The sequence below is a fragment of the Wolbachia endosymbiont of Drosophila bicornuta genome, assembly GCF_028982105.1.
GTDB lineage: Bacteria > Pseudomonadota > Alphaproteobacteria > Rickettsiales > Anaplasmataceae > Wolbachia > Wolbachia pipientis.
In genome coordinates this window covers 1-22,754 of record NZ_JAPQLF010000089.1, presented here as the reverse complement: position 1 = coordinate 22,754, position 22,754 = coordinate 1, and the positions used below count along the sequence as shown (strand labels likewise).

Here is a 22,754-nt window from a genome sequence, read left to right as displayed (position 1 = left end):
AATTATGACAGCAGTAGTGGAAGCATTTGGAAAGCCGCATGTAAATGTGGGAACAATAGGACATGTGGATCATGGGAAGACGACGTTAACAGCGGCGATAACGAAGCATTATGGAAATTTTGTAGCGTACGATCAGATAGACAAAGCGCCAGAAGAAAGGAAGAGGGGGATAACGATAGCAACAGCGCATGTTGAGTATCAGACAGAGAAAAGGCATTATGCACACGTTGATTGTCCTGGACACGCTGACTATGTAAAGAACATGATAGTAGGTGCAGCACAGATGGATGCGGCGATATTGGTAGTGTCGGGGGTTGATGGGCCAATGCCACAAACGAGAGAGCATATATTGCTGGCGAAGCAGGTAGGTGTTGGATATATCGTGGTGTATATAAATAAAGCTGATGTTGCTGATGCTGATATGATAGATTTAGTAGAAATGGAAGTGAGGGAATTACTGAGTAAATACGGATTTCCAGGGGATGAAGTGCCTGTGGTGGTTGGTTCAGCGCTCAAGGCGCTGGAGGATGACAGCAGCGAATATGGAAAGAAATCAATAGACAAATTGATGGAAAAGTTAGATGAATATGTAGCGGTTCCACCAAGGCCTGTGGATTTACCATTTTTATTGCCAATCGAAGATGTATTTTCGATATCGGGGCGAGGAACAGTGGTAACAGGAAGAATAGAGAAGGGAGAGATAAAGACGGGAGAAGAGATAGAGATAATAGGTCTGAAAGCGACGCAAAAGACGATATGCACAGGTGTAGAAATGTTTAAGAAGTTGCTGGATAAGGGAAGTGCAGGACTCAATGTAGGAATATTGTTAAGAGGAACAAAAAGAGAAGAAGTGGAGAGAGGGCAAGTATTGGCAAAACCTGGGACGATAACGCCGCATAGAAAATTTAAGGCGGAGGTTTATATATTAAAGAAAGAGGAAGGAGGAAGGCATACACCATTTTTTGCGAATTACCAGCCACAGTTTTATTTAAGGACAACGGATGTAACTGGGAGCATAAAATTGCTAGATGGGAAGGAGATGGTAATGCCAGGAGATAATGTGAGTGTAGAAGTAGAATTGCAAGTACCGATAGCAATGGATAAGGGGTTGCGTTTTGCGATAAGAGAAGGCGGTAGAACTGTTGGTTCTGGTGTTGTTTCTGAAATTTTGGAGTGAGTGTAGTAACTAAGATGAAGCAAGATATATATATTAACATTAAGGCTTTCGATTGTTCTTTATTGGAGGAGTGTGTTCGAAAATTTGTTGATGAATTAAAGCGGTCCAGTGCAAAATTATCTGGTCCGATTGCGTTGCCAAGGAAAGATTCTAAATTTATTGTTAATAGATCTCCTCACGTTGATAAAAAATCTCGTGAACAGTTTGAAATGAGAACTTCTAGGCGTTTGATTGTTTTACATGATCTTACTCCTACTATGATGCAGATGCTTACAGGTTTATCTTTTTCTGCTGGCGTAGAAGTGGATTTAAAAGTCAAGGAAGTTAAGGTTTAGGAGAAGGAAATGAAGAGAATAAATTCGCTGAGGAGAATTGGTTTACTAATGATGAATATTGGTCATACTGCTATGTATTCTGACAATAGTCGCATGGCTGTAACTTTATTGCATCTCAGCGAAACTTATATTATTGGTATAAAAGGACAAGATAAATGTGGCTATAATTCAGTCATTTTAGGCACAGGAGATTTTAAAAATATAGCAAAACCTCAGTTGAAATATTTAAAGAAAAAGGGTATAAATAATAAATGTAAGTTATACGAAAGTAGATTAAATGACCTGTCGGGAATAGAATGTGGTAAAAAAGTGGGAATCAATCATTTTGTGGTTGGTCAATATCTTGATATTACGGGTTATTCTATAGGTAAAGGATTTGCTGGTGTGATGAAGCGGCATAATTTCAGTGGGCTTAGGGCATCTCATGGTGTTTCTATTGCTCACAGATCACAAGGTTCCACTGGCCAATGTCAGGATCCTGGTAGAGTATTCAAAGGAAAGAAAATGGCTGGTCATTTAGGTAACAGCAGGATAACTGCACAAAATATGAAGATATTATCCATTGATCATGAAAATAGTATAATTGCTGTGAAGGGTAATAATGTTCCTGGGTTTAAAAATTCCTATGTTTTTGTAAGAGATGCAGTTAAAAAATCTTTACATAAAGATGTTCCTTTTCCGGTAGGTTTACTGTTAGATGTAAATGATGATGCTAGTAATTTGGTAAGTTAGTTATGGAATGTAATTTAGTTAATCTATCTAATGATAATGTAGGTACTGCTCAGCTCAATCCTTTGATATTTTCTGCTAAGCAAAAATTGAGTATTTTGCATGATATAGTGAGATGGCAATTAGCGAAGAGAAGAGCTGGTACTCATAAAACAAGAGGTATTAGTGATGTCTCTGGTACAACAGCTAAACCTTATGGTCAAAAACGTACCGGTAGGGCAAGACAAGGGAGCTTGCGATCTCCTCAATTTAGAGGTGGTGGGATTATTTTCGGCCCTGTTGTGAGGAGTCATACTTATTCTCTTAATAAGAAGGTACGCAAATTTGGTTTAAAAATTGCTTTATCTCTAAAGTATTTAAATAATCAAGTAATTATTCTGGATAATTTAAATATTGATGTGAAGAAAACGTCTGAAATGTGTAAATGTATTAAAAATTTTAAATTTTCTTCCTTTTTGATAGTTGGTGATTATGGAGATGATTTGTTGCGTGCTGCTAAAAACTTGCACTATGTAGACTTAATCAAACCTATTGGGTTAAATGTTTTTGATATATTGAATCACGAATGCGTGATGTTGGCAAAGGATACTTTAAAGCATCTTGAAGGTAGATTGTTATGATCAAATATAATAATATAATAAAATCTCCTATAATTACAGAAAAGGCCTCTTTTTTGAGGGAGAAGTTTAATAAATATTCTTTGTATGTTTTTGTAAATGTAAATAAGCGTCAAATAAAGTTGGCAATAGAGTCTCTATTTGATGTTAAAATTTCTTCTATAAATGTTGTTAGAATTAAGCCTAAATATAGGCGTTTTAGTGGTGTGATTGGTTGTGAAAAACAGAAAAAGAAAGTTTATTTTTCTTTGATGGATGGTCAAAAATTAGATATAATGAGCGTTTAGTATGGGTATGAAATTTTTTAATCCTGTTACTCCGTCTTCTCGTGGGACTGTGTTAGTAAGTAAAGTTGGTTTATCAAAAGATGAGCCAGAAAAGTCTCTTACATCCGGTAAAAAGTCCAGTGGTGGAAGAAATAATCATGGTAAAATTACAACTCGTCATAGGGGTGGTGGTCACAAAAAGAAGTATAGAGTGATAGATTTTAAGCGTAATAGAAGTGGTCAAGGTATAGTTGAAAAAATAGAGTATGACCCAAATAGAAGTGGGTTTTTGGCGTTAATATCATATAAGGAAGGTGATATTAAGTCTTATATATTAGCTCCTCAAGGTATGAAGCCAGGTGATGTTGTTACAGCTGGGAATGATGCTGATATTTTGCCGGGGAATTGTTTACTACTCAAGCATATACCTGTTGGTTCTTTCGTTCATAATGTTGAGCTGAAGCCAGGTAATGGTGCTGCGATTGCTAGAGCTGCTGGTTGTTATGCACAAATCGTTGGTCGTGATGGCCAATATATTTTATTACGACTCAGGTCTGGTCAAATTAGGTTGATTTTATCTTCTTGCAAGGCTACTATTGGTGTAGTATCTAACCCTGACCATAAGAATAGAAAGTTGGGTAAAGCTGGGAGAAGTAGGTGGCTTGGGATTAGACCTACTGTACGTGGAGTTGCAATGAATCCGGTTGACCATCCTCATGGAGGCGGGGAAGGAAAAACCTCTGGTGGTCGTCATCCTGTTACTCCTTGGGGTGTTGCAACAAAAGGAAAGAAAACTCGAAGGAGAAATAAATCTAGTGATAAGTATATAAAACAATTGAAAGGTTAGTTTATGAGTAGATCTGCATGGAAGCCTCCTTTTTGTCATCCTTCTATATTAAAGTCGGTGAATAATGCTTTAAACAAGGGGTTTGTTAACATGGCTATAAAAGTTCATTCCAGGGCTTCTGTAATTCTTCCTAATTGTTTAGGTTTAAAGTTTGCTGTCTATAATGGTAAGGATTACATTCCTGTGAATGTTAATGACCAGAATATGATAGGTCATAAGTTTGGTGAGTTTTCACCCACTCGTAAATTTACTGGGCATAGTGGTGATAAAAAGGCGACAAGAAGGTAATTGATATGAAAAACAGAGATGTAATAGTTAAAGCTGGTTCTAGGGTTTTAAAATCAACTCCTCGTAAATTGAATTTGGTTGCTGGTTTAGTACGTAATAAAAAAGTCTCTTTTGCCACTGTGCAATTAAGATTTTGTGAAAAGAAAGCTGCAGGTCTTATAAGGAAGGTATTAAATTCTGCGATTGCTAATGCTCAAAATTATGGATTGGATATCGATAATTTATATATAAAAGAAATTTTAATAGGTAAGTCTCTTACTTTGCGTAGGGTATGTCCAAAAGCTATGGGTAGAGCTAATAGAGTTAGTAAACGTTATAGTAATATAACTGTAAAATTGGGGGAAATTATATGATTCATAAAAATAGAAAATTAATAAGGAAAGTGCAAAAATATGGGAAACGTTAATCCTAAAGGATTTAGGTTAAAAATAATTAATACTTGGTCATCTATTTGGTATGCTGAGAAGGGTTATAAACAAGGGTTGCATCAAGATTTATCTATTCGCAGTTATATAAATGAATCTTTTAAGCATGCTGGTGTTTCTAAAGTAATTATAGAGCGTACGATCGATTTGGTATCTGTAATAATACATTCTTCTAGACCTGGAGTGATAATAGGTAAGAAAGGCTCGGATATTGAGAAGATAAAGCAAAAGGTAGCTGAAAAAGTAAAAAATAATGTGGAAGTGAATGTAGTAGGGGTTAAAAGGTCTGAAATAGATGCAGTTTTAATATCAAACAGCATTGCACAGCAGTTAGAAAAAAGGGTTTCATTTAGAAGAGCGATGAAAAAAGCTATTCAAAGTTGTTTTAGGATGGGTGCTAGAGGTATTAAAGTAAGTTGTTCTGGGCGCCTTGGCGGAGCTGAGATAGCTCGTACTGAGTGGTATAAAGAAGGCAGTTTGCCTTTGCATGCTTTACGTGCTAATATAGATTATGCTTTTGCTGAAGCAAAAACTATATATGGCATCATAGGAGTTAAGGTCTGGGTTTATATTGGTAACTAATTAGGTATATTGAAATGTTTATTCCTAAAAAAAGTAAATATAAAAAAGTATTTAAAGGACGAATTAAGGGTAACACGAAAGGTGGTAGCACATTATCTTTTGGAGATTATGGTCTAAAGGCTATGGAAGCAGGTAGGATTCAATCTAAGCATATTGAAACTGCAAGGCGTGTAATATCTAGAACATTAAAACGCTCTGGTAAAGTGTGGATAAGAATTTTTCCTGATACCCCTGTTAGTAAAAAGCCGGCGGATGTGCGTATGGGTAAAGGGAAAGGTAGTGTTGAGTTTTGGGTATTTAAAGCTAAGCCCGGTAGAATGTTGTTTGAAATTAGCAGTGATGTTCCCATGCATTTAGCAAGATTGGCGCTTGAAAAGGCAACTGCTAAGCTTCCTATGAAGTGTAAATTTGTATCTAATCATAATTAAATGGAGTTGCAATGGATATAGCTGACATTGAATCGAGGTCCTCGCAAGAATTGCATGAAATTCTTGTGAATTTGAGAAAAGAGTTTGTTAATTTGGTTTTTCAAAAGAAGCTGGGCCAGTGCAACAATATTTCGCGTTTTAGCTTAATAAGAAAGAGCATAGCTCGTATTTTAACTACATTAAATAAAAGAAGAAGAGAGGAAAAGAATGCCTAAAAAGGTTTTTTGTGGTACTGTAACTAAGGCTAAGTGTGATAAGACTGTAAAGGTTTCGGTATTACAAGTGTATAAGGATGAGCTGTATAAAAAGGTTATAAAAAAATACAAGAAGTATACAGCACATGATGAGAATAATAGTTGTAAAGAAGGGGACAAGGTTTTAATACAAGAACACAAGCCTGTTTCTACTACTAAAAAATGGGTTATTGTTAATAGCTCACATTGAATAGGATATTTATATGATTCAAAAAAATACATTGTTGGAAGTAGCTGATAATTCTGGCGCGCGTGCAGTGCTTTGTATTGGTTTATTGGGTGGTAGAAAGTCTGCATCTATAGGTGACACAGTTATTGTATCTACTAAATCTATCACTCCAAGAGGGAAAGTTGAGAAGGGAAAAATATATAGAGCAGTTGTGGTGAGGGTGAAAAGCCCTATTAGAAAATCTGATGGTTCTGTAATTCGTTTTTCTAGCAATGCTGTAGTTTTGATTAACGATCAAGGTGAACCACTTGGCACTCGGGTGTTTGGTCCGGTAAAAAAGTTATCATCTGGTTCTTTTATGAAGATAATGTCATTAGCTGTTGAGGTTTTATAATGAGTGCTAAAATAAAAAGTGGTGACGACGTTATAGTTTTAACTGGTAAAGATAAGGGAAAAATTGGTAAGGTAATCAAAGTTATAGCGCGTGATGCTAAAAAGAAAATAATTGTTTCTGGAGTGAATGTGCATAAGAGACATACTAAACCAAAAGCTGGTAGTAGTGGTGGTATATTAAATAAAGAGTTAGCTATTGATATATCCAACGTTGCAACATTGGACCCTAAATATAAAACTCCAACTAGAGTGGGGTTTAAGGTTATAGACGGTAGAAAAGTCCGTTTTGCAAAAGTTTCTGGAGAAGTGATAGATTAGGTTGATATGTTTAAAGAATTGTATAAAGATAGCATAGTAAAGTCCTTGAAGGATAAGTTTAATTACGGCAATATAATGCAAGTGCCTAAACTTGTCAAGGTGTGTATCAATATGGGCGTTGGAGATGCTGCTACAGATAGTAAAGCAATAAATGAACCACTTGGTAGCCTATATTTGATTGCTGGGCAGAAGCCTTTATCAACTTTTGCAAAAAAATCTATTTCTGGCTTCAAGATCAGAAAAGGTGCTACAGTAGGTTGCAAAGTAACTTTGCGTAGAGATAAAATGTATGAGTTTTTAGAAAGATTGATATATATTGCTTTGCCAAGGGAAAAAGATTTTAGAGGATTTAGTGTGAAGCAATTTGACGGTAATGGTAATTTTTCCTTTGGTATAAAGGAACATATCTCGTTTTTAGAAATAGACTATGATAAAATAAGTAAAATTAGAGGTATGGATATTGATATTATAACAAGTGCAGTTAGTGATAAGGAAGCAAAGGAATTATTACTCGCTCTTAGATTTCCTTTTTTTGATTAATTGAGAGGAGAAATGTATGGCAAAAAAATCTATGATAGAAAGAAATCTTCGCAGAATAAAGTTGTGCGATCAATATAAAGAAAAAAGAGAAAAATTGAAATCTATAATAAATAATAAGAATTTGTCTATTGTAGAAAGGTTTACAGCTCAAAATAAATTAATTAAAAAATTGCCTAGAAATTCTTCTAAAACCAAAATTAGAAATAGGTGTGCTTTAACTGGGAGACCAAGAGGAGTATATAGAAAATTTGGTTTATGTAGAATTGTTTTGCGTGATTTATGTTCTTTTGGGCAAGTTCCAGGAGTTACAAAGTCTAGTTGGTAAATATAATATAAGGAGTATATTGTGGCTTTATCTGATAGTATTGGTGATTTTTTAACAAGGATACGTAATGCTCAATTGGCAATGCATAGGGCAACAAGGGTACTATTTTCTAAGATGAATTCTTCTATATTGGAGATTTTAAAAGAGGAAGGGTATATCCTTGATTATGAAAAGCAAGTTGTAGGTAATTTACCTTCTTTCATTGTAAAATTGAAGTATTATGAGAAGTTACCTGTAATTAGTGACATAGTTAGGGTGTCAAAGCCTGGTTGTCGTCGTTATTCTAAGTATAAGGACATTTCTAAAGCATATGATGGTCTTGGTATTTTTATTATATCGACACCCAAAGGAGTGATGACTGGTTATAATGCACATAAGTTAAAGGTTGGTGGAGAAGTTTTGTGTCGTGTGTTTTAAATAATAGGAGAAATTCATGTCTCGTATAGGTGCTGCTCCTATCAATATTCCTGCTGGTGTTTCAGTTGAATATAATAATGGTAGTATGTTAATAAAGAGTGCTAAGGCTGAAAGGGAAGTTAGCTTGATCAGGGATGTTGTGTGTCAGATTATTGATAATCAGCTATTGCTTTCTGTTGATCAAGATAAAGATAATTATGATAAAATAAAGCCTATGTGGGGCACTTATAGGAGTAATATTAATAATATCATTAACGGCATGGTTGATGGTTTTTCTGTTAATCTTGAGATTAACGGTGTGGGGTATAAGGCAGAGTGTGATGGCAAGTATTTGACTTTATATCTTGGTTATAGCCATAATGTTAAATATAAAGTGCCTAAAGATGTTGAGATTAAGTGCATAAAGCCAACTCACTTAGTAGTTAGTGGTATGGATAAGCAGAAGGTCTATATGGTGGCGTCTGATATATGCAAAATTAGAAAATATGATCCTTATAAAGGTAAGGGTGTTGTAATAAAAGGCAAATTTATGCTGCGTAAGGTTGTAAGTAAAAAGAAGTAATAAAAATGAAAAGATCGTATAATTTTTTAAGTAATTCTGAAAAAAGGAAGTTACGTAATAGAGCGAAGCTTGACAAGAGCGCTGAACGTTTACGTATATCCATATTTAAATCTAATAGGCATTTTTATGTCCAGTTAATTAATGATGTAAAAGGAATAACTCTCACTTCAGCTTCTACTTTGGATGCTAAAATTAAGGATGTATGTAAAGGGAAAGTCAACGCCGAAACTATAAAACAGGTTTCTTCTTTAATGGTTGAGCGTCTGTCTGGCATGAAATTAGAGCAGCAGCTTACGTTTGATCGTGGAGCGTATAAATACACAGGATTAGTTTCTCAATTTGCTGAGGCTTTAAGAAGTTCTGGATTTGAATTTTAGAAGGTTTTGAATATGGCTATAAAGAATTTACAAAATAATAATGATTTATCAGAGCTTTTAGTTTCGGTACGAAGAGTGACAACGGTTACCAAAGGTGGTAGAAGATTTTCATTTTCAATTTTGGTTGTTATTGGCGATGAGAAGGGTAGGGTAGGGTGTGGAATAGGTAAGCACGCAGAAGTTGCTGAAGCAAGAGTCAAAGCTGTAAATGCTGCAAAGAAATCAATGATTAGAGTGTACTTGCGTGAAGGTAGAACTTTGCATCATGATATTAAAGCTAAATTTTGTTCTGGTGAGATAGTTTTAAGAACCGCAAGAGCCGGAACAGGTATTATTGCTGGTGGAGCGATTAGATCAGTTTTTGAGGTGTTAGGTATAAAGGATGTGGTAGCTAAATCCACTAGATCAAATAATCCTCATAACGTTATATGTGCGGTGTTTAAGGCTTTTGATAGTATGTTATCTCCTCGTCAGGTAGCAAGCAAAAGAGGCAAAAAGATTAGCGAGATAGTTGGAAACAGGTAAAGTATGAATAATGCTGTAAAATTAAACTCTATATTTACTAAATTATCTAAGAAAAAGAAGCCTAAGTTGCTGGGTAGAGGTATCGGTTGTGGTAAAGGTAAAACATCCGGTAGAGGGCATAAAGGGCAGAAGGCTAGAAGTGGAGTTTCTATAAATGGTTTTGAGGGTGGACAACAGTCTATATATACTCGTTTGCCTAAAAGAGGTTTTAAGCCTATACGTAGGAGCATATACTCTATAATTAATGTTGGCGATATACAGCGCTTAATGGAAGCTAAAAAAATAGTGAAAGACTCTGTTATAGATAAGGAGAGGCTGTATAAATTAGGTTTTATAAAGTCTATTAAGGATAAAATTAAACTTCTTAATAAAGGTAAGTTGAGCGAAAAATTTGTGTTTCATGTTGATTTTGCGTCAGAAGCTGCAAAAAAATCTGTAGCTTCAGTTGGTGGTAGTGTGGAAATACTATCGTAAGTCATGGGCAATAAATCAGCATTTAATAGCTTGGATCCTACGTTGTTATATAAAGGCGATTTATTAAAGCTTATATTTTTTACGCTAATAGCTTTAATTTGCTATCGCTTGGGTACTTATGTGCCTATTCCTGGAATTAATCTTGATGTAATTAATGATATATTTCCCAAAGATGGCTCAGGCGTTTTTGGAGTATTTAATTTATTTTCTGGTGGTGCATTGGCTAGAATGACAATTCTAGCATTGAACGTTATGCCATATATAATGGCTTCTATCATTATTCAGTTACTTTCTTCTGCGATTAAAGGAATGAAGGAAGTTAAGAATGATGGAGAGTCAGGCCGTAGAAAGATGAATTCTTATATACGCTATCTGACCATAGTAATTTGTGTATTTCAATCAATTCCAATTTTGGTTGGATTGGAAGGGATGAATAGGGAAGGGGTATTGGTTGTAATCGAACCTGGTGTTATGTTTCGTACAATAGGTGTTTTCAGCCTTTTAGGTGGAACTATGCTTTTAATATGGCTTGGTGAACGAATCAGCGCTAGCGGTATAGGCAATGGTATCTCATTAATCATTTTCACGGGTATAATATCAGAGTTACACAGCGCTTTGTCATCTTTGTTAACGTTAAATAAAAACGGTAGCGTATCGTTATTTATTATCCTTTTTGTTTTGGTATTGTTTTTTTTGCTGCTACTCTTAGTCATTTTTGTAGAGTCTTCTTATAGAAAGGTTATTGTTCAACATCCTAAAAAGCAATTTAAAAGATTACATAATGACGATTTTACTTATATTCCATTGAAGATTAATTTGTCTGGTGTAGTACCAACCATTTTTGCTAATGCAATTTTATTGACACCTATTTCAATTGCAAATTTCTATAAGGGGCACGCTTTTTCTGATTTTATTTTGAATTACTTTATGGCAAATAAAGTAGTATATATTGTAGCCTATTTGGTGCTGATAGTATTTTTTAATTTTTTCTATACCAATTTTATATTTAATCCAGAGGAAAACGCAGATTTTCTTAAAAAAAATGGTGGTTTTATACCTGGTAGAAGGCCTGGGAAACATACTTCTGATTACCTTCAAGATATAGTTTTTAAGTTGACATTCATTGGCTCTGCGTATTTGGTAGTCATATGTACTGTACCTGAAGTTATGAGATATTATTATGATATACCATTTATTTTTGGTGGGACGAGCTTACTGATTATAGTGAACGTTATTACTGATACTATTATGCAAATACAATCTTATATTTTTTCAAATAGGTACGACAACTGGATAAAGAAATATGAGTCTAAAACGAGGAAAGTAAGATGATCATTACGATTTTTGGTCCTCCAGGTTCTGGTAAAGGTACTCAGTCAAGCTTGTTAATAGCAAAATATAATTTAAAATTAATTTCAGTAGGGGATTTATTAAGGAATATTATATCTAGCAGTAGTGAGTTAGGTAAAAAAATAAAGGGTACCGTGGAATCTGGTAATTTAATTCAAGATGAAATTATATGTGGATTATTACGTGACCAGCTTGCATTAGTGGATGATAATTGCTTATTAGATGGTTTTCCGAGAAATTTAAACCAGGCTCATTTTTTGACTCAAGTTTTGCAAGAAAAATATAATAGGGATGTTGACATTGTAGTTGAGCTGCAGCTTGACGATAATATTGCAATCTATAGGTTAAAAAATCGTCTCGCGTGTTTGGACTGTAAAAGCATATATAGTGTATCTTCTTTTAAGAGTACTACTTGTGCTAAATGTAAAAGTACGAGGTTAGAGAAAAGAATTGATGATGCTGATATGTCTGCAATTAATAAGAGAATAAGTGAATATCACCTTCAAATGAAAGGTTTACGCGAGTATTATAAAGGCAAATTATTAACAATTGACGCTAATTTGAGTGTTGATGAGGTAACGCAAGAGATTGAAAGTAAAATTTCTTGTAATTTGGTTTGACTCTGAGTTGTTTTATGGTATAAATTAAGAGTTGTTGTTAATAAAGTATCGAGGTACCAGTGGCACGTATTGCAGGCATAAATATTCCAGTGAGGAGGTGTGTTCCTTTTGCATTAACTTATATATATGGTATAGGTATTGCTACTGCGAATGTAATTTGTCACGCTTGCGAAGTTGATAAGCGCAAACGTGTTTCAGAATTACGAGATGAAGATATAGAAAAGATCAGCAGTTTCATTAGACAAAATTATGTTATAGAAGGTGAGCTCAGAAAAGAAGTGGCTATGAACATAAAATCTTTAGTGGAAATGGGATGCTATAGAGGGGTGAGACATAGAAAAGGTTTACCTGTGAGAGGGCAAAGGACTCATACTAATGCTAAGACTCGTAAAGGTAGATCTCGGTTGCCTATTGCTGGGAAAAAATAAAATTTGTTATTATTGTGAGTTTTAATGAAAAAAGTCAAAACGGTTGGTAAGAGTAAGAAGGAGTTTATTACTGGTGTTGTCCATATTCGTGCAACTTTTAATAATACTTTTGTAAATGTAACTGATGTTCATGGTAATACGCTATGTCAAACTTCTGTGGGTGCATGTGGTTTTTCATGTTCGAGAAAATCCACACCTTATGCTGCAGGTAAGGCTGCGGAGGCTGCTGCGAAGAATGCAATAGAGAGATTTGGTATGAAGGTTGTCTCTGTAATAATTCGTGGTCCTGGCTTTGGTACCGAAGCTGCGGTTAAAGCACTTCAGAGCTGTGGGTTGACTGTGACTTCAATTGCAGATAAAACCGCAATTCCTCATAATGGGTGCAGGTTAAGAAAAAAAAGAAGAGTATAGGATATTTGAAAAGGTTGTTTTATGTATTATAATAATGATGTGTCTCTCTGTAGCAATTTAGATAAGTTGATTAAACCTAGTTCAGTTAAGGTAATATCAGATGATTCAAGTGAAAAAAGTGATATAGTGCTAGAACCGTTGGAAAGTGGTTTTGCTTTAACATTAGGTAATGCATTAAGACGTGTAATGTTATCTTCTCTTAAAGGTAGTGCTGTTTATGGAATAAAAATTGAAGGTGTAACTCATGAGTTTACTTCAATTCAAGGGGTGAGAGAAGATGTAACTGATATAGTGTTAAATATGGGCATGTTGAGGTGTAAATTAAATGGTGCTTCTAATAAATGCTTAAATTTAAACGCTAAAGGGCCTTGCCAGGTATTAGCTGGGATGATAGAAACTGATGATCAATGCTCTATTGTTAATAAGGATTTATTAATATGTACGCTGGGGCAAAATGTAGAGCTTAACATGACCATATATGTGGCTAGCGGAAAAGGTTATCTTCCTGTAATTAAGTATAAAGAAAACGAACTTTTGAAGCTTATGAGTGAACAGGATTTAATTGGTTTTATTCCAGTTAATGCTTTGTATAGCCCTGTCAACAGGGTTTCGTACAGGGTAGAGAACAGTCGTGTTGGCCAAGTGACTGATAAGGATAAGCTGATATTGTCAATTGAAACTGATGGTACAATTTCTCCGAGTCAAGCTGTTGACTCTGCTGCAAGAATATTACAGGAGCAGCTTCAGCCCTTTATTAGTTCTGATGTAAGTTATAAAAAATCGCAGGTTTCTTCGTCTAGTGGTGCTAAAGATTTGGGTTATGACCCTGTCTTATTGCGTAAGGTAGATGAAATGGAATTATCTGTCAGGTCTCATAACTGTCTGAAAAACGAAAACATCACTTATATAGGTGATCTTGTGCAAAAGACAGAAGGTGAAATGTTAAGAACTGCTAATTTTGGCAGAAAGTCTTTGAATGAGATTAAGGCAGTTTTGACTAATTTTGGCTTGTCTTTGGGTATGAATGTGCTAAACTGGCCACCTAAGGATATAGATGAGTTGGCTAAACAACATACTGATGAAGATTAGGTGATATATGAAACATGGAATAAAAAAACGTAAACTATCTCGTTGTACTGAACATAGATTATCGACGTTAAAGAATCTATCTATCTCATTAATTAACCATGAGCAGATTGTAACTACTTTACCAAAAGCTAAGGAACTTCGTCCATATGTCGAAAAGTTTATTACAATTGCTAAGAATAAGAATACTTTACATGGTAGAAGACTTTTGCTTTCACGCCTTCATAATAGTAAGTTAGCAGTTGATAAGTTATTAAACGTCTTAGCCAGCCGTTATCAAGATCGTAAAGGTGGGTATTCTAGAATAATAAAATTTAGCACTCGAAAGGGTGATTGCGCTTCAATGGCAGTGATAGAACTGGTTGATAGGGATATTGCAGCAAGAGGTAAGGTTTATAGTAAAAATAAAGAAGGAGGCAAAGCAGTTACACAAAGTTAATTGTTATCATAATTGTTCTTCTTGTGGTAAGTAGGTTACGCTACTTTGTAGGTTACTTTGGCGAGTTATTAGTTTTAGTATATTTAAAACTGAAATGGTATAATGTTATAAAACGCCGTTACCGTTGTAAGTTCGGTGAAATTGACTTAATTGTATCTAAAAAAGAGGAGCTGATTTTTATAGAAGTTAAAACAAGTTTACTTGGAAAAGAAATACCGATATCTCATCTTCAATGTCAGTCTATCATAAATTCTTCTAAGTATTTCTTAAGTAAAAACCTTAGTTTTTTAGATTATTCAGTCAGATATGATTTATATTTTCTTTCCTTAAAGAGAAGACCTGTTTATATAAAAAATGCTTGGATTGAAGAATGAAAGATTTGTAGCTGAATTAATTTAGATTTACTGGATTTAATATGAAAAAGACCCAATACAATAATTTAGTTTCATCTTACGCTAGAGTGCTATTTCATGTCTCAGGAAGCAGGTTAGGTATTATAAGGAAAGAAGTAGAATTTTTGTTGGCTTTTTTTAAGGATCAACGTGATGTTTTTGTGTACCTATCTCATCCTATGATTTCTTTTGCACACAAAAAAGAAGTGATGCTTTCTATAAATGAGCACTTGAGTGAGAATTTAGTAAAATTTATTATGGTTATATTTGCAAATAAACGCTCTAGTTTATTGATCCTTATATTAGAAAAATTCTTAAGTCTTGCAAGGGAAAATGAAAATGAATTCGAAATTACTATAAAGTCAGCAGAAACTTTAAAGGAATCTGATATAAAAATAATTACTGAATCTTTGAGCTTTCTTGGTAAAATAATAAAAGTAAGCAATGTGGTTGACCCTTCTATACTAGGTGGCTTCTTAGTTAGGTATGGTTTTAATTTGATCGATGCTTCGCTAAAAAGTTACTTGGATAGGTTAGTTGACTTAAGTAAAATGGAAATATTAAAAGTAAGGAATTTTGTATGAAGAACAGTATGAATGTTTCTGAGATAGCAAGTATAATAAGAGAAAAGGTTGAGACGTTTGATAATCCTATAAAGCGGGAAAATATAGGTGAAGTAATTTCAGTAACAGATGGTATCGCATTGGTTTATGGGCTGGAAAAAGCAAAATTCGGTGAAAAGGTATTTTTTGCAAGTGGTGTAGAAGGAATAGTTCTCGATTTAGATCATGATACGGCTGGAATAGTTGTGCTTGGTAATGACCGTGATGTGAAAGAAGGGGACGTTGTAAAATGTAGTGGTGATGTTGTGCAGGTGCCTGTAGGGCATGAATTGTTAGGGAGAGTTGTAAATGCGTTGGGCCATCCTATGGACGACGGTGGGGAAATTAGAGCCAAAAACAGAATGGATATAGAATCTAAAGCGCCAGGCATTATTGATCGTAAGTCTGTGCATGAGCCACTGCAAACAGGAATTAAAATTATAGATTTGCTAATTCCAATAGGTAGAGGGCAGCGTGAATTAATTATTGGTGATAGACAAATTGGTAAAACTACTATTGCGCTTGATACTATTATCAATCAGAAGAAGATTAACGATGAGGTAAACGAAAATCAAAAAGTTTACTGTGTTTATGTTGCTATTGGGCAAAAAATTTCAACAGTAGCAAAAGTGGTAAATAAGCTGAAAGAAAGCGGAGCATTAGAGTATACAACTGTAGTTGTGGCTAGTGCATCTGACTGCGCGCCTATGCAATTTTTAGCACCTTATGCTGGTTGCACTATTGGGGAATTTTTCCGTGACAATGGAATGCATTGTTTGATTATATATGATGATTTATCTAAGCATGCTGTGGCATATAGGCAGATGTCTTTATTGCTAAGACGTCCTCCTGGTCGTGAAGCTTACCCTGGAGATATATTCTATGTACATTCTCGCTTGCTTGAAAGAGCTGCTAAAATGTCTGATAAAAAAGGGCAGGGTTCTTTAACTGCTTTGCCAATTGTCGAAACTCAAGCTGGTGATGTATCTGCATATGTGCCAACAAATGTTATTTCAATTACCGATGGGCAGATCTTTCTTGAGTCTGAATTATTTTATAAAGGATTTCGACCTGCAGTAAATATAGGTTTGTCAGTTTCACGTGTTGGTTCTGCTGCACAACTAAAGTCTGTGAAGAAAGTTGCTGGTTCTATAAAGCTAAGCTTAGCTCAGTATAGAGAATTAGAAGATTTTGCAAAATTTGGTTCTGATCTTGATGCTAGTGTTCAATTATCCTTGAATAAGGGTAAATATCTTGTCGAGTTATTAAAGCAAAAACAACATTTACCTATGTCAATAGAAGAGCAAGTAGTGCTGATGTATATTTTTTCTAACCTATATAATCAGTTAAGTAAAATACAAATAAGTTACATTAATAAATTTGAACATGATCTTATTAATTATTTTCATACTGTACACCCTGGGGTTTTAAAAAAGTTGTCAAATGACATGAGTGATGATATAAAAGGTGATATTTTTAACATTGTGAGTAATTTCGTTACTCAATTTAATTGCGTTTAGGTGGTGATTATGGCTTCGTCCATTATTAATAAATTTCCTATGACGAGGGAAGGTTTTGAGAATATGCAAGCCGAACTTGAAAAATTAAAGGAAGAAAAACCTTCTGTGATACAGGCTATTTCTGATGCTCGTGATCAAGGTGATTTGTCTGAAAACGCAGAGTATCATGCAGCACGGGAAAGGTTAGGTTTTATTGAAGGCCGTATAATGGAGATAGAAAGTAAGCTCTCACATGCGGAAGTAATAGAAGTAAAAAATTTGTCTGGTGATTCAGTAATGTTTGGTGCAACTGTGACATTAAGCATGTTAAGTGATAATAACTGTGAAGTGGAATATGTTTATAAGGTTGTAGGCGAATATGAAGCTGATGTTTCAAAGCAGTTAATATCTACTAGTTCACCACTTGGGAGTGCCTTAATCGGCAAAAAAGTCGGTGAATATGTGGAAGTGACAGTGCCAAATGGAGAGAAATTGTATAAAATAGTTAAGATTGAATTTAAGTAAATTATTATGGTACAGGGCACTTATGCTTCAATGAGTCTACCAGGTATTTCTTCTGTGGAAGATGTATTAGAGGATGCTCGTTCCGGTAAATTATTCATTTTAGTTGATGATGAAAATAGAGAAAATGAAGGCGATGTGATTGTCTTAGCTGAGAAAATAAAGCCGGAACATATGGCTTTTATGGTTAGGTACGGTACAGGGGTTGTTTGCTTAGCAATGACTAAATTTCACATGAAAAGGTTGGGCCTTAATTTCATGGAGAAGAAAAATATTGGTGAAAATCATACCGCATTTACTACATCAATTGATGCACGTTATGGCATTACAACCGGTGTTTCAGCAGAGGATAGAACGAAAACTATACATGCTGCTATCAACAAGGATGGTACTCAGGATGACATCATAACTCCAGGTCATGTTTTTCCTGTAATTGCACATAAAGGTGGGGTGGCACAACGTGCTGGTCATACTGAAGCGAGTGTTGAAATGGCGAAGTTAGTAGGGTCTGATCATTCAGCAGTTATTTGTGAATTAGTGAATGATGATGGCTCTATGATGCGCTTACCTCAGTTACTTAAATTTGCTGAACAACATAAAATTAAGTTAACTACCATCGACAAACTTATCAGTTACGTTAAAAATTTAAACTAGCGTTTATAAATTTGTATAATTTAAGTGTTAAAATATAGAATTTCTATAAATTATACAAGCACAGAATTTTCATGTTTAGAGTTGCTAAGTTTTTGACCTTATTGTTCTTTTTTGCATATTGTAATAATGCTTACTCTATTAACATTATTAGAGATAGTGAAGTGGAAGCAATAGTGAAAGAGCTAGCGCAACCTTTATTTTCTGCTGCGGATATTGATCATGAGCAAATAAAAGTTTTTATAATTAATGACAATTCGATTAATGCTTTTGTAATTAACAATAACAGTATTTTCATTCATTTAGGACTTTTACAATATTCGGCTAAACCTTATGTCCTGCTTGGTATATTAGCACATGAGATTGCTCACATATCTGCTGGTCATATATTGCAAATGAGTAGTGCTATGGGTTATTTTCAATCGATAGCAATGATTAGTTATATGGTAGGATTAGTTTCTAGTATTATCATTAACCCTCAGGTTGCTGGTGCAATTTTGCTTAGTGGTGTAGCGTTTAGTTCAAGGCTATTTTTTAACTATTCTCAAGAGCAAGAAAGTGTAGCAGATAGCTATGCTTTAAGGTATCTTGATGAATCTGGCTATGATAATTCAGGTATGAAAGAGATTTTTGATTATTTTAAAAGTATTGAGCACGAGAACACCGAGGAATATTTCCGCACTCACCCACTTAGTGAGAAACGTATATTTGCTGTACAAAATTATAAGGTTAAAAACAACGTAAAACCAATTTTTGCGGATAAGTTACTAAAGTTTGAGCGTGTGGTTGCCAAGCTAGACTCTTTCTTTGCTCCTATTCATGTGTTATCTAATAAATATGAAAATAATTCTGAGTATGTAAATGCTATAGTTTGCTATAGGCAAGGAAAGATAGAAGAGGCTATTGCTAAAGTTAATTCATTGATTCAAGAGTCACGCAATGACCCATACCTATATGAATTAAAAGCAGAAATGCTATACAAGGCCGGAAATTTAAGTGAAGCAATAAAAATGTATGAGGAATCGCTTAGGTATTTATCTGAGAAAAGCAGTTATTTAGTGAAACTTGCATTATCTCATACTTTATTATTACACGGTGATGCAAAAAAGGCGATTTTTTACCTGGAGCAGATTTTGAATGTAGAACCAGATAACGCTTTTGTCTGGAAGTATTTAAGCATTGCATATAAATGTGAAGCTGATACGGCAATGCATTATTTTGCCTTGACAAAAAAGGCTTGTATTGAAGGTGATTTAAAGCAATTTACAAAATATGCTGAGCTAGCTGTTAAAACTTTACCAAAAGATAGCCCTTATTTGTTGCAAGTTGAAGATATGAAGCGGTTTAATGGATAACAAAAAAGCATTTCTGCACTTTTTGGATTATTTTTGTCCACACTTTTCCAACATAGTTTTTGCTTCATCGCTTACGTTGGGCATAATTTTCGTTATGATAGTTTTAGCGCCAAAAAATACACCACAGAACATGCCAAGAGCAAAGAGGGCTGGCCACGGCATCCTGCCAAATATTGCAAGCAAAGCTGCACCAATTATTACTACCGTCATAAGTGGACCGCCTATCCCCCAAACATAACCAATAATATTGCATATTACTTTAGTTGTGTCATCCATATCAGGGTCAGCTGCATAACCTGAGAAAGAGAAAAGCAATACTACGCAAAAAACACTAAAAAATTCCATTATAGAGCTCATTTTTTTGCCTCTAAGTAATAAATTAACCTAAACCTACACCTACACATTTTCTATTTTAAAGTAAAAATTATAATTTGTCCATACATAAGTGTTGCTACATAAATAACCCACCATTAATATTGAGCACATGCCCTGTTATATATTTTGCTTCATCACTTGCTAAAAACAAGACCCCTGCTGCTATTTCTTCCCCTGTTCCCATTCTTTTCATTGGAATATTATCTAATATTTTTCCCTTTTGTCCTTCATTTAAAACTTCAGTCATTTTAGTATCTATAAACCCAGGAGCAATACAATTTACTGTTATATTACGACTTGCAACTTCTTTTGCTATGGATTTGCTCATAGCTATTATTCCAGCTTTAGACGCCGCATAATTTGCTTGCCCGGCGTTTCCTGTCAGCCCTATTATTGAGGAAATATTTATAATTCTTCCCCAATTATTCTTAATTAGTTTTCTGCATGCTTCTCTACTCAGCTTAAATGTAGAGCTCAAGTTAATATCAATTACTTTTTGCCATGCTTCATCTGTCATTCTCAATAATAAACTGTCTCGCGTAATACCCGCATTGCATACGAGCCCGTCAAAGCCTTCCATCAGCTCACTTGCTCTATTTATTAGTTGATTTACTTCCTCAGCATTTGATAAATCACAAGGGAGTACATGCATGTTTTTTTCATATTGTTTAGCAACTTCTTCGAGCACTTCTCTTTTTGTGCCAGAAATACATAAAGTTGCTCCGGCTTTGTGCATAATTTTTACAATTGCTTGCCCTATCCTGCCTGATGCGCCAGTAACCAGGAACTTTCTGCTTTCCAATTTAAGCATAATAACTTTATATTATATTAATTCCTAACAGAATATTGACTAGTTGGCAACAGATTTCTTACATAATATAAGTAACTCAGATATTCACAAAATAAAGAAAAAGTTATAATAAAGTTAAACGTCAAAAAATTTTAAAAACATAGTTGATGCAGGAATTGTTACTAAATAGTTTATTCTTGTGCTCTACAGTCTAAATGGAATGCTTAAATTATAGATTCTTTGTTTTTGTGTGTTATCTTGAGTTAACACAAATTCACAGTAGTATTATGATAAGTAAGTTAAAAAAGCTTAGCGCTGGATTTTCTTTGACAGGCTTGATTGGCCATGGTGATAATATAAATATGCAAGGAGCAAAAAATAAAAAGAAGAAGTACCCAAAATTTTTGGATAAGACGTTTGCATTGATTGATGCAGTGATAAATTTTATTTTAAAACGCGAAAGTAATAACGTAAATGAAGTCCTGAAAGTAACATGGGGACCACTATTTTTTGGTCTGGTAGTAATACTCATCTTTTTTGGGATAGGTGGTATTTGGTCGGCTATAGCTCCAATTGACGGTGCGGTGCATGCAAGTGGAGAAGTTATTGTATCTTCAAATAGAAAAATAGTTCAACACTTGGGCGGAGGAATAATAAGCAAAATTTTAGTAAAAGAGGGTCAAGCAGTTAAAAAAGATGAGCCTCTAGTTTTGTTGAGTGATGTTAACGAGAAGGCGAATTTAAGTATCATCAAAGAGAAGCTCTTATCATTTTTAGCAACAGAAGCAAGGCTTCTTGCAATCAGAGTAGATTTGTACACGCTCGAGTTTCCTGATGAGGTTAAAAAATTATCTCACGATGAACTTGTAAATAAAGCGATAAAGAATCAAGTAAAGTTGTTCAACTCTCAGAGAAAGAGCATATTGGGAAAAACAGACATACTGCAACAACGTATAAAGCAGTTAAATGATGAATTAGCGGGGCTAAACTTTCAACTAAATGCAGCTCATAAGCAATATGACTTGATAACTGATGAGTTGGAAACAAAAAGACAATTACTTGATAGTGGCCATATAAGCAAACCACACATTTTAGCTTTAGAAAAGCAGTTTGCTGAAATTGAAGGCAGAGTTGGACATTACCGTTCTGCAATATCTCAAGTGCAGCAAAAAATTGGAGAGAACGAATTAGAAATTATAAACGTGAGAAATGATTCTCAAGAAAGAGCAAACGCTGAACTTAAGGAAGTTAGTACGTCTATTGCAGACTTGAAAGAGAGACTGATGGTTGCTGAAGATTCATTAGCACGTACAATAATTAAATCGCCTCAAGATGGGATAGTCACAGATATAAGATACCATACTGAAGGTGGTGTTATACAATCTGGAGTTCCGATCATGAGCGTAGTGCCATCGGATGATGACCTAATAATAGATGCTAAAATTCAGACCAGAAACATAGAAGAGATACTGTCAGCACAAAAGAAAGATAGCAACATAGTCTCTATTGATGGGCTAGAAGGGCTAAAGGTTAAAGTTCGTTTAAGTGCTTACAGTGCACGTCGTTTAAGTTTAATTAATGGTATAGTAAGCAATATTTCTCCCGATGCCCTTGATGATCCAAGGCTAGGGCGTTATTATTCAGTACGTGTAGTGATACCAAAACCAGAGCTTGCTCAGTTTAAAAACGTATACCTATACCCTGGTATGCCAGCAGAAGTGTACATAGTTACTCAATCTCGTACTCTTTTATCATTCTTGTTTACGCCTATAATTGCAACAGTCGATAGGTCTTTTATAGAAAGGTAGCTCACTCGTTAAAGTAGTAGTGAAAGTGCCGTAATAAAATTTAGGTACATAATTAGACAATAGGCTTCTTGACCTTACCAAGAAAAAGTGGAGAGAAAGAAAAGAGTTTTTTCGGGTAAAATAAAATTTTGGAGGATTAGAAATGGCAAGAGAATATACGGCAGAATTCAAATTGGAAGCTGTTAAGCTGGCAAATGAACAAAGAAAGGCAGGTCAAACAATTACAAAAATAGCAAAGGATTTAGGAATAAAGGGTGGTTTATTAGGAAAATGGATAAAGAAACACAACGAAAAAAAGTCGGCAGCAGATGCATTTCCAGGTAGAGGTAACATGGCTCCTTACGACAAAGAGAGGTTTGATTTACAAAGCAAGAGTAA

At 34.7% G+C, this 22,754-nt stretch carries 37 protein-coding genes; 35 read left to right on the top strand and 2 right to left on the bottom strand.

The window, feature by feature from the left end; all coding sequences use genetic code 11:
* The first annotated feature begins 4 nt into the window (after positions 1 to 4).
* From tuf to OZD68_RS02535, 33 genes are all read left to right on the top strand, one after another.
* Complete coding sequence (gene tuf / locus OZD68_RS02695) at positions 5 to 1,177, top strand: elongation factor Tu (protein ID WP_010962309.1); 1,173 nt, start codon at positions 5 to 7, stop codon at positions 1,175 to 1,177.
* 14 nt (positions 1,178 to 1,191) lie between these two features.
* The gene (rpsJ, locus tag OZD68_RS02690; RefSeq protein ID WP_012673184.1) at positions 1,192 to 1,512 is read left to right on the top strand and encodes a 30S ribosomal protein S10; all 321 of its coding nucleotides are present in this window, start codon (positions 1,192 to 1,194) and stop codon (positions 1,510 to 1,512) included.
* Between the two features lie 9 nt (positions 1,513 to 1,521).
* On the top strand, positions 1,522 to 2,244 hold the full coding sequence (gene rplC, locus OZD68_RS02685) for a 50S ribosomal protein L3 (protein ID WP_182309467.1): 723 nt from the start codon (positions 1,522 to 1,524) through the stop codon (positions 2,242 to 2,244).
* A gap of 2 nt (positions 2,245 to 2,246) precedes the next feature.
* Complete coding sequence (gene rplD, locus OZD68_RS02680; RefSeq protein WP_182309466.1) at positions 2,247 to 2,861, top strand: 50S ribosomal protein L4; 615 nt, start codon at positions 2,247 to 2,249, stop codon at positions 2,859 to 2,861.
* Positions 2,858 to 3,145: a 50S ribosomal protein L23 gene (locus OZD68_RS02675; RefSeq protein ID WP_182309465.1), complete on the top strand. Its 288-nt coding sequence runs from the start codon at positions 2,858 to 2,860 to the stop codon at positions 3,143 to 3,145. Before rplD ends, OZD68_RS02675 begins: the two co-directional genes overlap by 4 nt.
* Position 3,146: 1 nt before the next feature.
* Positions 3,147 to 3,971 (top strand): 50S ribosomal protein L2, encoded by an 825-nt coding sequence (gene rplB, locus OZD68_RS02670; RefSeq protein ID WP_182309464.1) that lies wholly within the window; start codon positions 3,147 to 3,149, stop codon positions 3,969 to 3,971.
* 3 nt (positions 3,972 to 3,974) lie between these two features.
* Entirely contained in the window at positions 3,975 to 4,259 is a 285-nt protein-coding gene (gene rpsS / locus OZD68_RS02665; protein ID WP_006279181.1) for a 30S ribosomal protein S19, read from the top strand.
* 5 nt (positions 4,260 to 4,264) lie between these two features.
* A complete protein-coding gene (gene rplV, locus OZD68_RS02660) occupies positions 4,265 to 4,612 on the top strand; it encodes a 50S ribosomal protein L22 (protein WP_007549821.1) in 348 nt (115 codons plus the stop codon).
* A 39-nt stretch (positions 4,613 to 4,651) separates the two neighbouring features.
* On the top strand, positions 4,652 to 5,266 hold the full coding sequence (gene rpsC, locus OZD68_RS02655) for a 30S ribosomal protein S3 (protein WP_182309463.1): 615 nt from the start codon (positions 4,652 to 4,654) through the stop codon (positions 5,264 to 5,266).
* Positions 5,267 to 5,280: 14 nt separating this feature from the next.
* Entirely contained in the window at positions 5,281 to 5,694 is a 414-nt protein-coding gene (rplP, locus tag OZD68_RS02650) for a 50S ribosomal protein L16 (protein ID WP_010962752.1), read from the top strand.
* A gap of 11 nt (positions 5,695 to 5,705) precedes the next feature.
* Positions 5,706 to 5,909 (top strand): 50S ribosomal protein L29, encoded by a 204-nt coding sequence (gene rpmC / locus OZD68_RS02645; protein WP_006279350.1) that lies wholly within the window; start codon positions 5,706 to 5,708, stop codon positions 5,907 to 5,909.
* The gene (gene rpsQ, locus OZD68_RS02640; protein ID WP_182309462.1) at positions 5,902 to 6,138 is read left to right on the top strand and encodes a 30S ribosomal protein S17; all 237 of its coding nucleotides are present in this window, start codon (positions 5,902 to 5,904) and stop codon (positions 6,136 to 6,138) included. Before rpmC ends, rpsQ begins: the two co-directional genes overlap by 8 nt.
* Positions 6,139 to 6,151: 13 nt before the next feature.
* Positions 6,152 to 6,511: a 50S ribosomal protein L14 gene (gene rplN / locus OZD68_RS02635; RefSeq protein WP_182309461.1), complete on the top strand. Its 360-nt coding sequence runs from the start codon at positions 6,152 to 6,154 to the stop codon at positions 6,509 to 6,511.
* Positions 6,511 to 6,828, top strand: a complete 318-nt coding sequence (gene rplX, locus OZD68_RS02630; protein ID WP_182309460.1) for a 50S ribosomal protein L24 — start codon at positions 6,511 to 6,513, stop codon at positions 6,826 to 6,828. The genes rplN and rplX overlap by 1 nt, the downstream gene beginning before the upstream one ends.
* Before the next feature lie 6 nt (positions 6,829 to 6,834).
* Positions 6,835 to 7,368: a 50S ribosomal protein L5 gene (gene rplE / locus OZD68_RS02625; RefSeq protein WP_182309459.1), complete on the top strand. Its 534-nt coding sequence runs from the start codon at positions 6,835 to 6,837 to the stop codon at positions 7,366 to 7,368.
* A gap of 16 nt (positions 7,369 to 7,384) precedes the next feature.
* Positions 7,385 to 7,693, top strand: coding sequence for a 30S ribosomal protein S14 (rpsN, locus tag OZD68_RS02620; RefSeq protein WP_064124653.1), 309 nt, complete (start codon positions 7,385 to 7,387; stop codon positions 7,691 to 7,693).
* A gap of 21 nt (positions 7,694 to 7,714) precedes the next feature.
* Positions 7,715 to 8,110, top strand: coding sequence for a 30S ribosomal protein S8 (gene rpsH, locus OZD68_RS02615; RefSeq protein WP_182309458.1), 396 nt, complete (start codon positions 7,715 to 7,717; stop codon positions 8,108 to 8,110).
* A 16-nt stretch (positions 8,111 to 8,126) separates the two neighbouring features.
* Positions 8,127 to 8,672, top strand: coding sequence for a 50S ribosomal protein L6 (rplF, locus tag OZD68_RS02610; protein ID WP_182309457.1), 546 nt, complete (start codon positions 8,127 to 8,129; stop codon positions 8,670 to 8,672).
* Positions 8,673 to 8,677: 5 nt separating this feature from the next.
* Positions 8,678 to 9,049 (top strand): 50S ribosomal protein L18, encoded by a 372-nt coding sequence (gene rplR / locus OZD68_RS02605; RefSeq protein WP_006279867.1) that lies wholly within the window; start codon positions 8,678 to 8,680, stop codon positions 9,047 to 9,049.
* A gap of 12 nt (positions 9,050 to 9,061) precedes the next feature.
* Positions 9,062 to 9,574, top strand: coding sequence for a 30S ribosomal protein S5 (gene rpsE, locus OZD68_RS02600; protein ID WP_182309456.1), 513 nt, complete (start codon positions 9,062 to 9,064; stop codon positions 9,572 to 9,574).
* A 3-nt stretch (positions 9,575 to 9,577) separates the two neighbouring features.
* Entirely contained in the window at positions 9,578 to 10,048 is a 471-nt protein-coding gene (gene rplO / locus OZD68_RS02595) for a 50S ribosomal protein L15 (RefSeq protein ID WP_006279863.1), read from the top strand.
* 3 nt (positions 10,049 to 10,051) lie between these two features.
* On the top strand, positions 10,052 to 11,380 hold the full coding sequence (gene secY / locus OZD68_RS02590; RefSeq protein ID WP_182309455.1) for a preprotein translocase subunit SecY: 1,329 nt from the start codon (positions 10,052 to 10,054) through the stop codon (positions 11,378 to 11,380).
* Positions 11,377 to 12,018, top strand: a complete 642-nt coding sequence (locus OZD68_RS02585; RefSeq protein ID WP_182309454.1) for an adenylate kinase family protein — start codon at positions 11,377 to 11,379, stop codon at positions 12,016 to 12,018. The genes secY and OZD68_RS02585 overlap by 4 nt, the downstream gene beginning before the upstream one ends.
* 59 nt (positions 12,019 to 12,077) lie before the next feature.
* Positions 12,078 to 12,446, top strand: coding sequence for a 30S ribosomal protein S13 (gene rpsM / locus OZD68_RS02580; protein ID WP_182309453.1), 369 nt, complete (start codon positions 12,078 to 12,080; stop codon positions 12,444 to 12,446).
* A 24-nt stretch (positions 12,447 to 12,470) separates the two neighbouring features.
* On the top strand, positions 12,471 to 12,857 hold the full coding sequence (rpsK, locus tag OZD68_RS02575; protein WP_182309452.1) for a 30S ribosomal protein S11: 387 nt from the start codon (positions 12,471 to 12,473) through the stop codon (positions 12,855 to 12,857).
* Positions 12,858 to 12,878: 21 nt separating this feature from the next.
* On the top strand, positions 12,879 to 13,946 hold the full coding sequence (locus OZD68_RS02570; RefSeq protein WP_077188176.1) for a DNA-directed RNA polymerase subunit alpha: 1,068 nt from the start codon (positions 12,879 to 12,881) through the stop codon (positions 13,944 to 13,946).
* 7 nt (positions 13,947 to 13,953) lie between these two features.
* Complete coding sequence (gene rplQ / locus OZD68_RS02565) at positions 13,954 to 14,382, top strand: 50S ribosomal protein L17 (RefSeq protein WP_182309451.1); 429 nt, start codon at positions 13,954 to 13,956, stop codon at positions 14,380 to 14,382.
* 23 nt (positions 14,383 to 14,405) lie between these two features.
* Positions 14,406 to 14,756, top strand: a complete 351-nt coding sequence (locus OZD68_RS02560; protein WP_182309450.1) for a YraN family protein — start codon at positions 14,406 to 14,408, stop codon at positions 14,754 to 14,756.
* Between the two features lie 41 nt (positions 14,757 to 14,797).
* A complete protein-coding gene (gene atpH, locus OZD68_RS02555) occupies positions 14,798 to 15,358 on the top strand; it encodes an ATP synthase F1 subunit delta (protein WP_182309449.1) in 561 nt (186 codons plus the stop codon).
* On the top strand, positions 15,355 to 16,896 hold the full coding sequence (gene atpA / locus OZD68_RS02550) for a F0F1 ATP synthase subunit alpha (protein WP_012673176.1): 1,542 nt from the start codon (positions 15,355 to 15,357) through the stop codon (positions 16,894 to 16,896). Before atpH ends, atpA begins: the two co-directional genes overlap by 4 nt.
* Before the next feature lie 9 nt (positions 16,897 to 16,905).
* The gene (greA, locus tag OZD68_RS02545) at positions 16,906 to 17,400 is read left to right on the top strand and encodes a transcription elongation factor GreA (protein WP_182309448.1); all 495 of its coding nucleotides are present in this window, start codon (positions 16,906 to 16,908) and stop codon (positions 17,398 to 17,400) included.
* A gap of 6 nt (positions 17,401 to 17,406) precedes the next feature.
* Positions 17,407 to 18,051: a 3,4-dihydroxy-2-butanone-4-phosphate synthase gene (gene ribB / locus OZD68_RS02540; protein ID WP_182309447.1), complete on the top strand. Its 645-nt coding sequence runs from the start codon at positions 17,407 to 17,409 to the stop codon at positions 18,049 to 18,051.
* A 71-nt stretch (positions 18,052 to 18,122) separates the two neighbouring features.
* The gene (locus OZD68_RS02535; RefSeq protein ID WP_182309446.1) at positions 18,123 to 19,403 is read left to right on the top strand and encodes a M48 family metalloprotease; all 1,281 of its coding nucleotides are present in this window, start codon (positions 18,123 to 18,125) and stop codon (positions 19,401 to 19,403) included.
* A gap of 27 nt (positions 19,404 to 19,430) precedes the next feature.
* Here the strand turns inward: OZD68_RS02535 and OZD68_RS02530 are convergent, their stop codons facing one another.
* Both OZD68_RS02530 and fabG read right to left on the bottom strand, forming a co-directional pair.
* Positions 19,431 to 19,760, bottom strand: a complete 330-nt coding sequence (locus tag OZD68_RS02530; protein ID WP_155968336.1) for a TrbC/VirB2 family protein — start codon at positions 19,758 to 19,760, stop codon at positions 19,431 to 19,433.
* A gap of 94 nt (positions 19,761 to 19,854) precedes the next feature.
* The gene (gene fabG / locus OZD68_RS02525) at positions 19,855 to 20,589 is read right to left on the bottom strand and encodes a 3-oxoacyl-[acyl-carrier-protein] reductase (protein WP_182309445.1); all 735 of its coding nucleotides are present in this window, start codon (positions 20,587 to 20,589) and stop codon (positions 19,855 to 19,857) included.
* A 266-nt stretch (positions 20,590 to 20,855) separates the two neighbouring features.
* Between fabG and OZD68_RS02520 the strand changes: the two genes are divergently transcribed.
* On the top strand, positions 20,856 to 22,376 hold the full coding sequence (locus tag OZD68_RS02520) for an HlyD family type I secretion periplasmic adaptor subunit (RefSeq protein WP_182309444.1): 1,521 nt from the start codon (positions 20,856 to 20,858) through the stop codon (positions 22,374 to 22,376).
* Between the two features lie 142 nt (positions 22,377 to 22,518).
* Positions 22,519 to 22,754: transposase (locus OZD68_RS02515; protein WP_275008913.1), on the top strand; the 236-nt coding region annotated here is incomplete at its 3' end.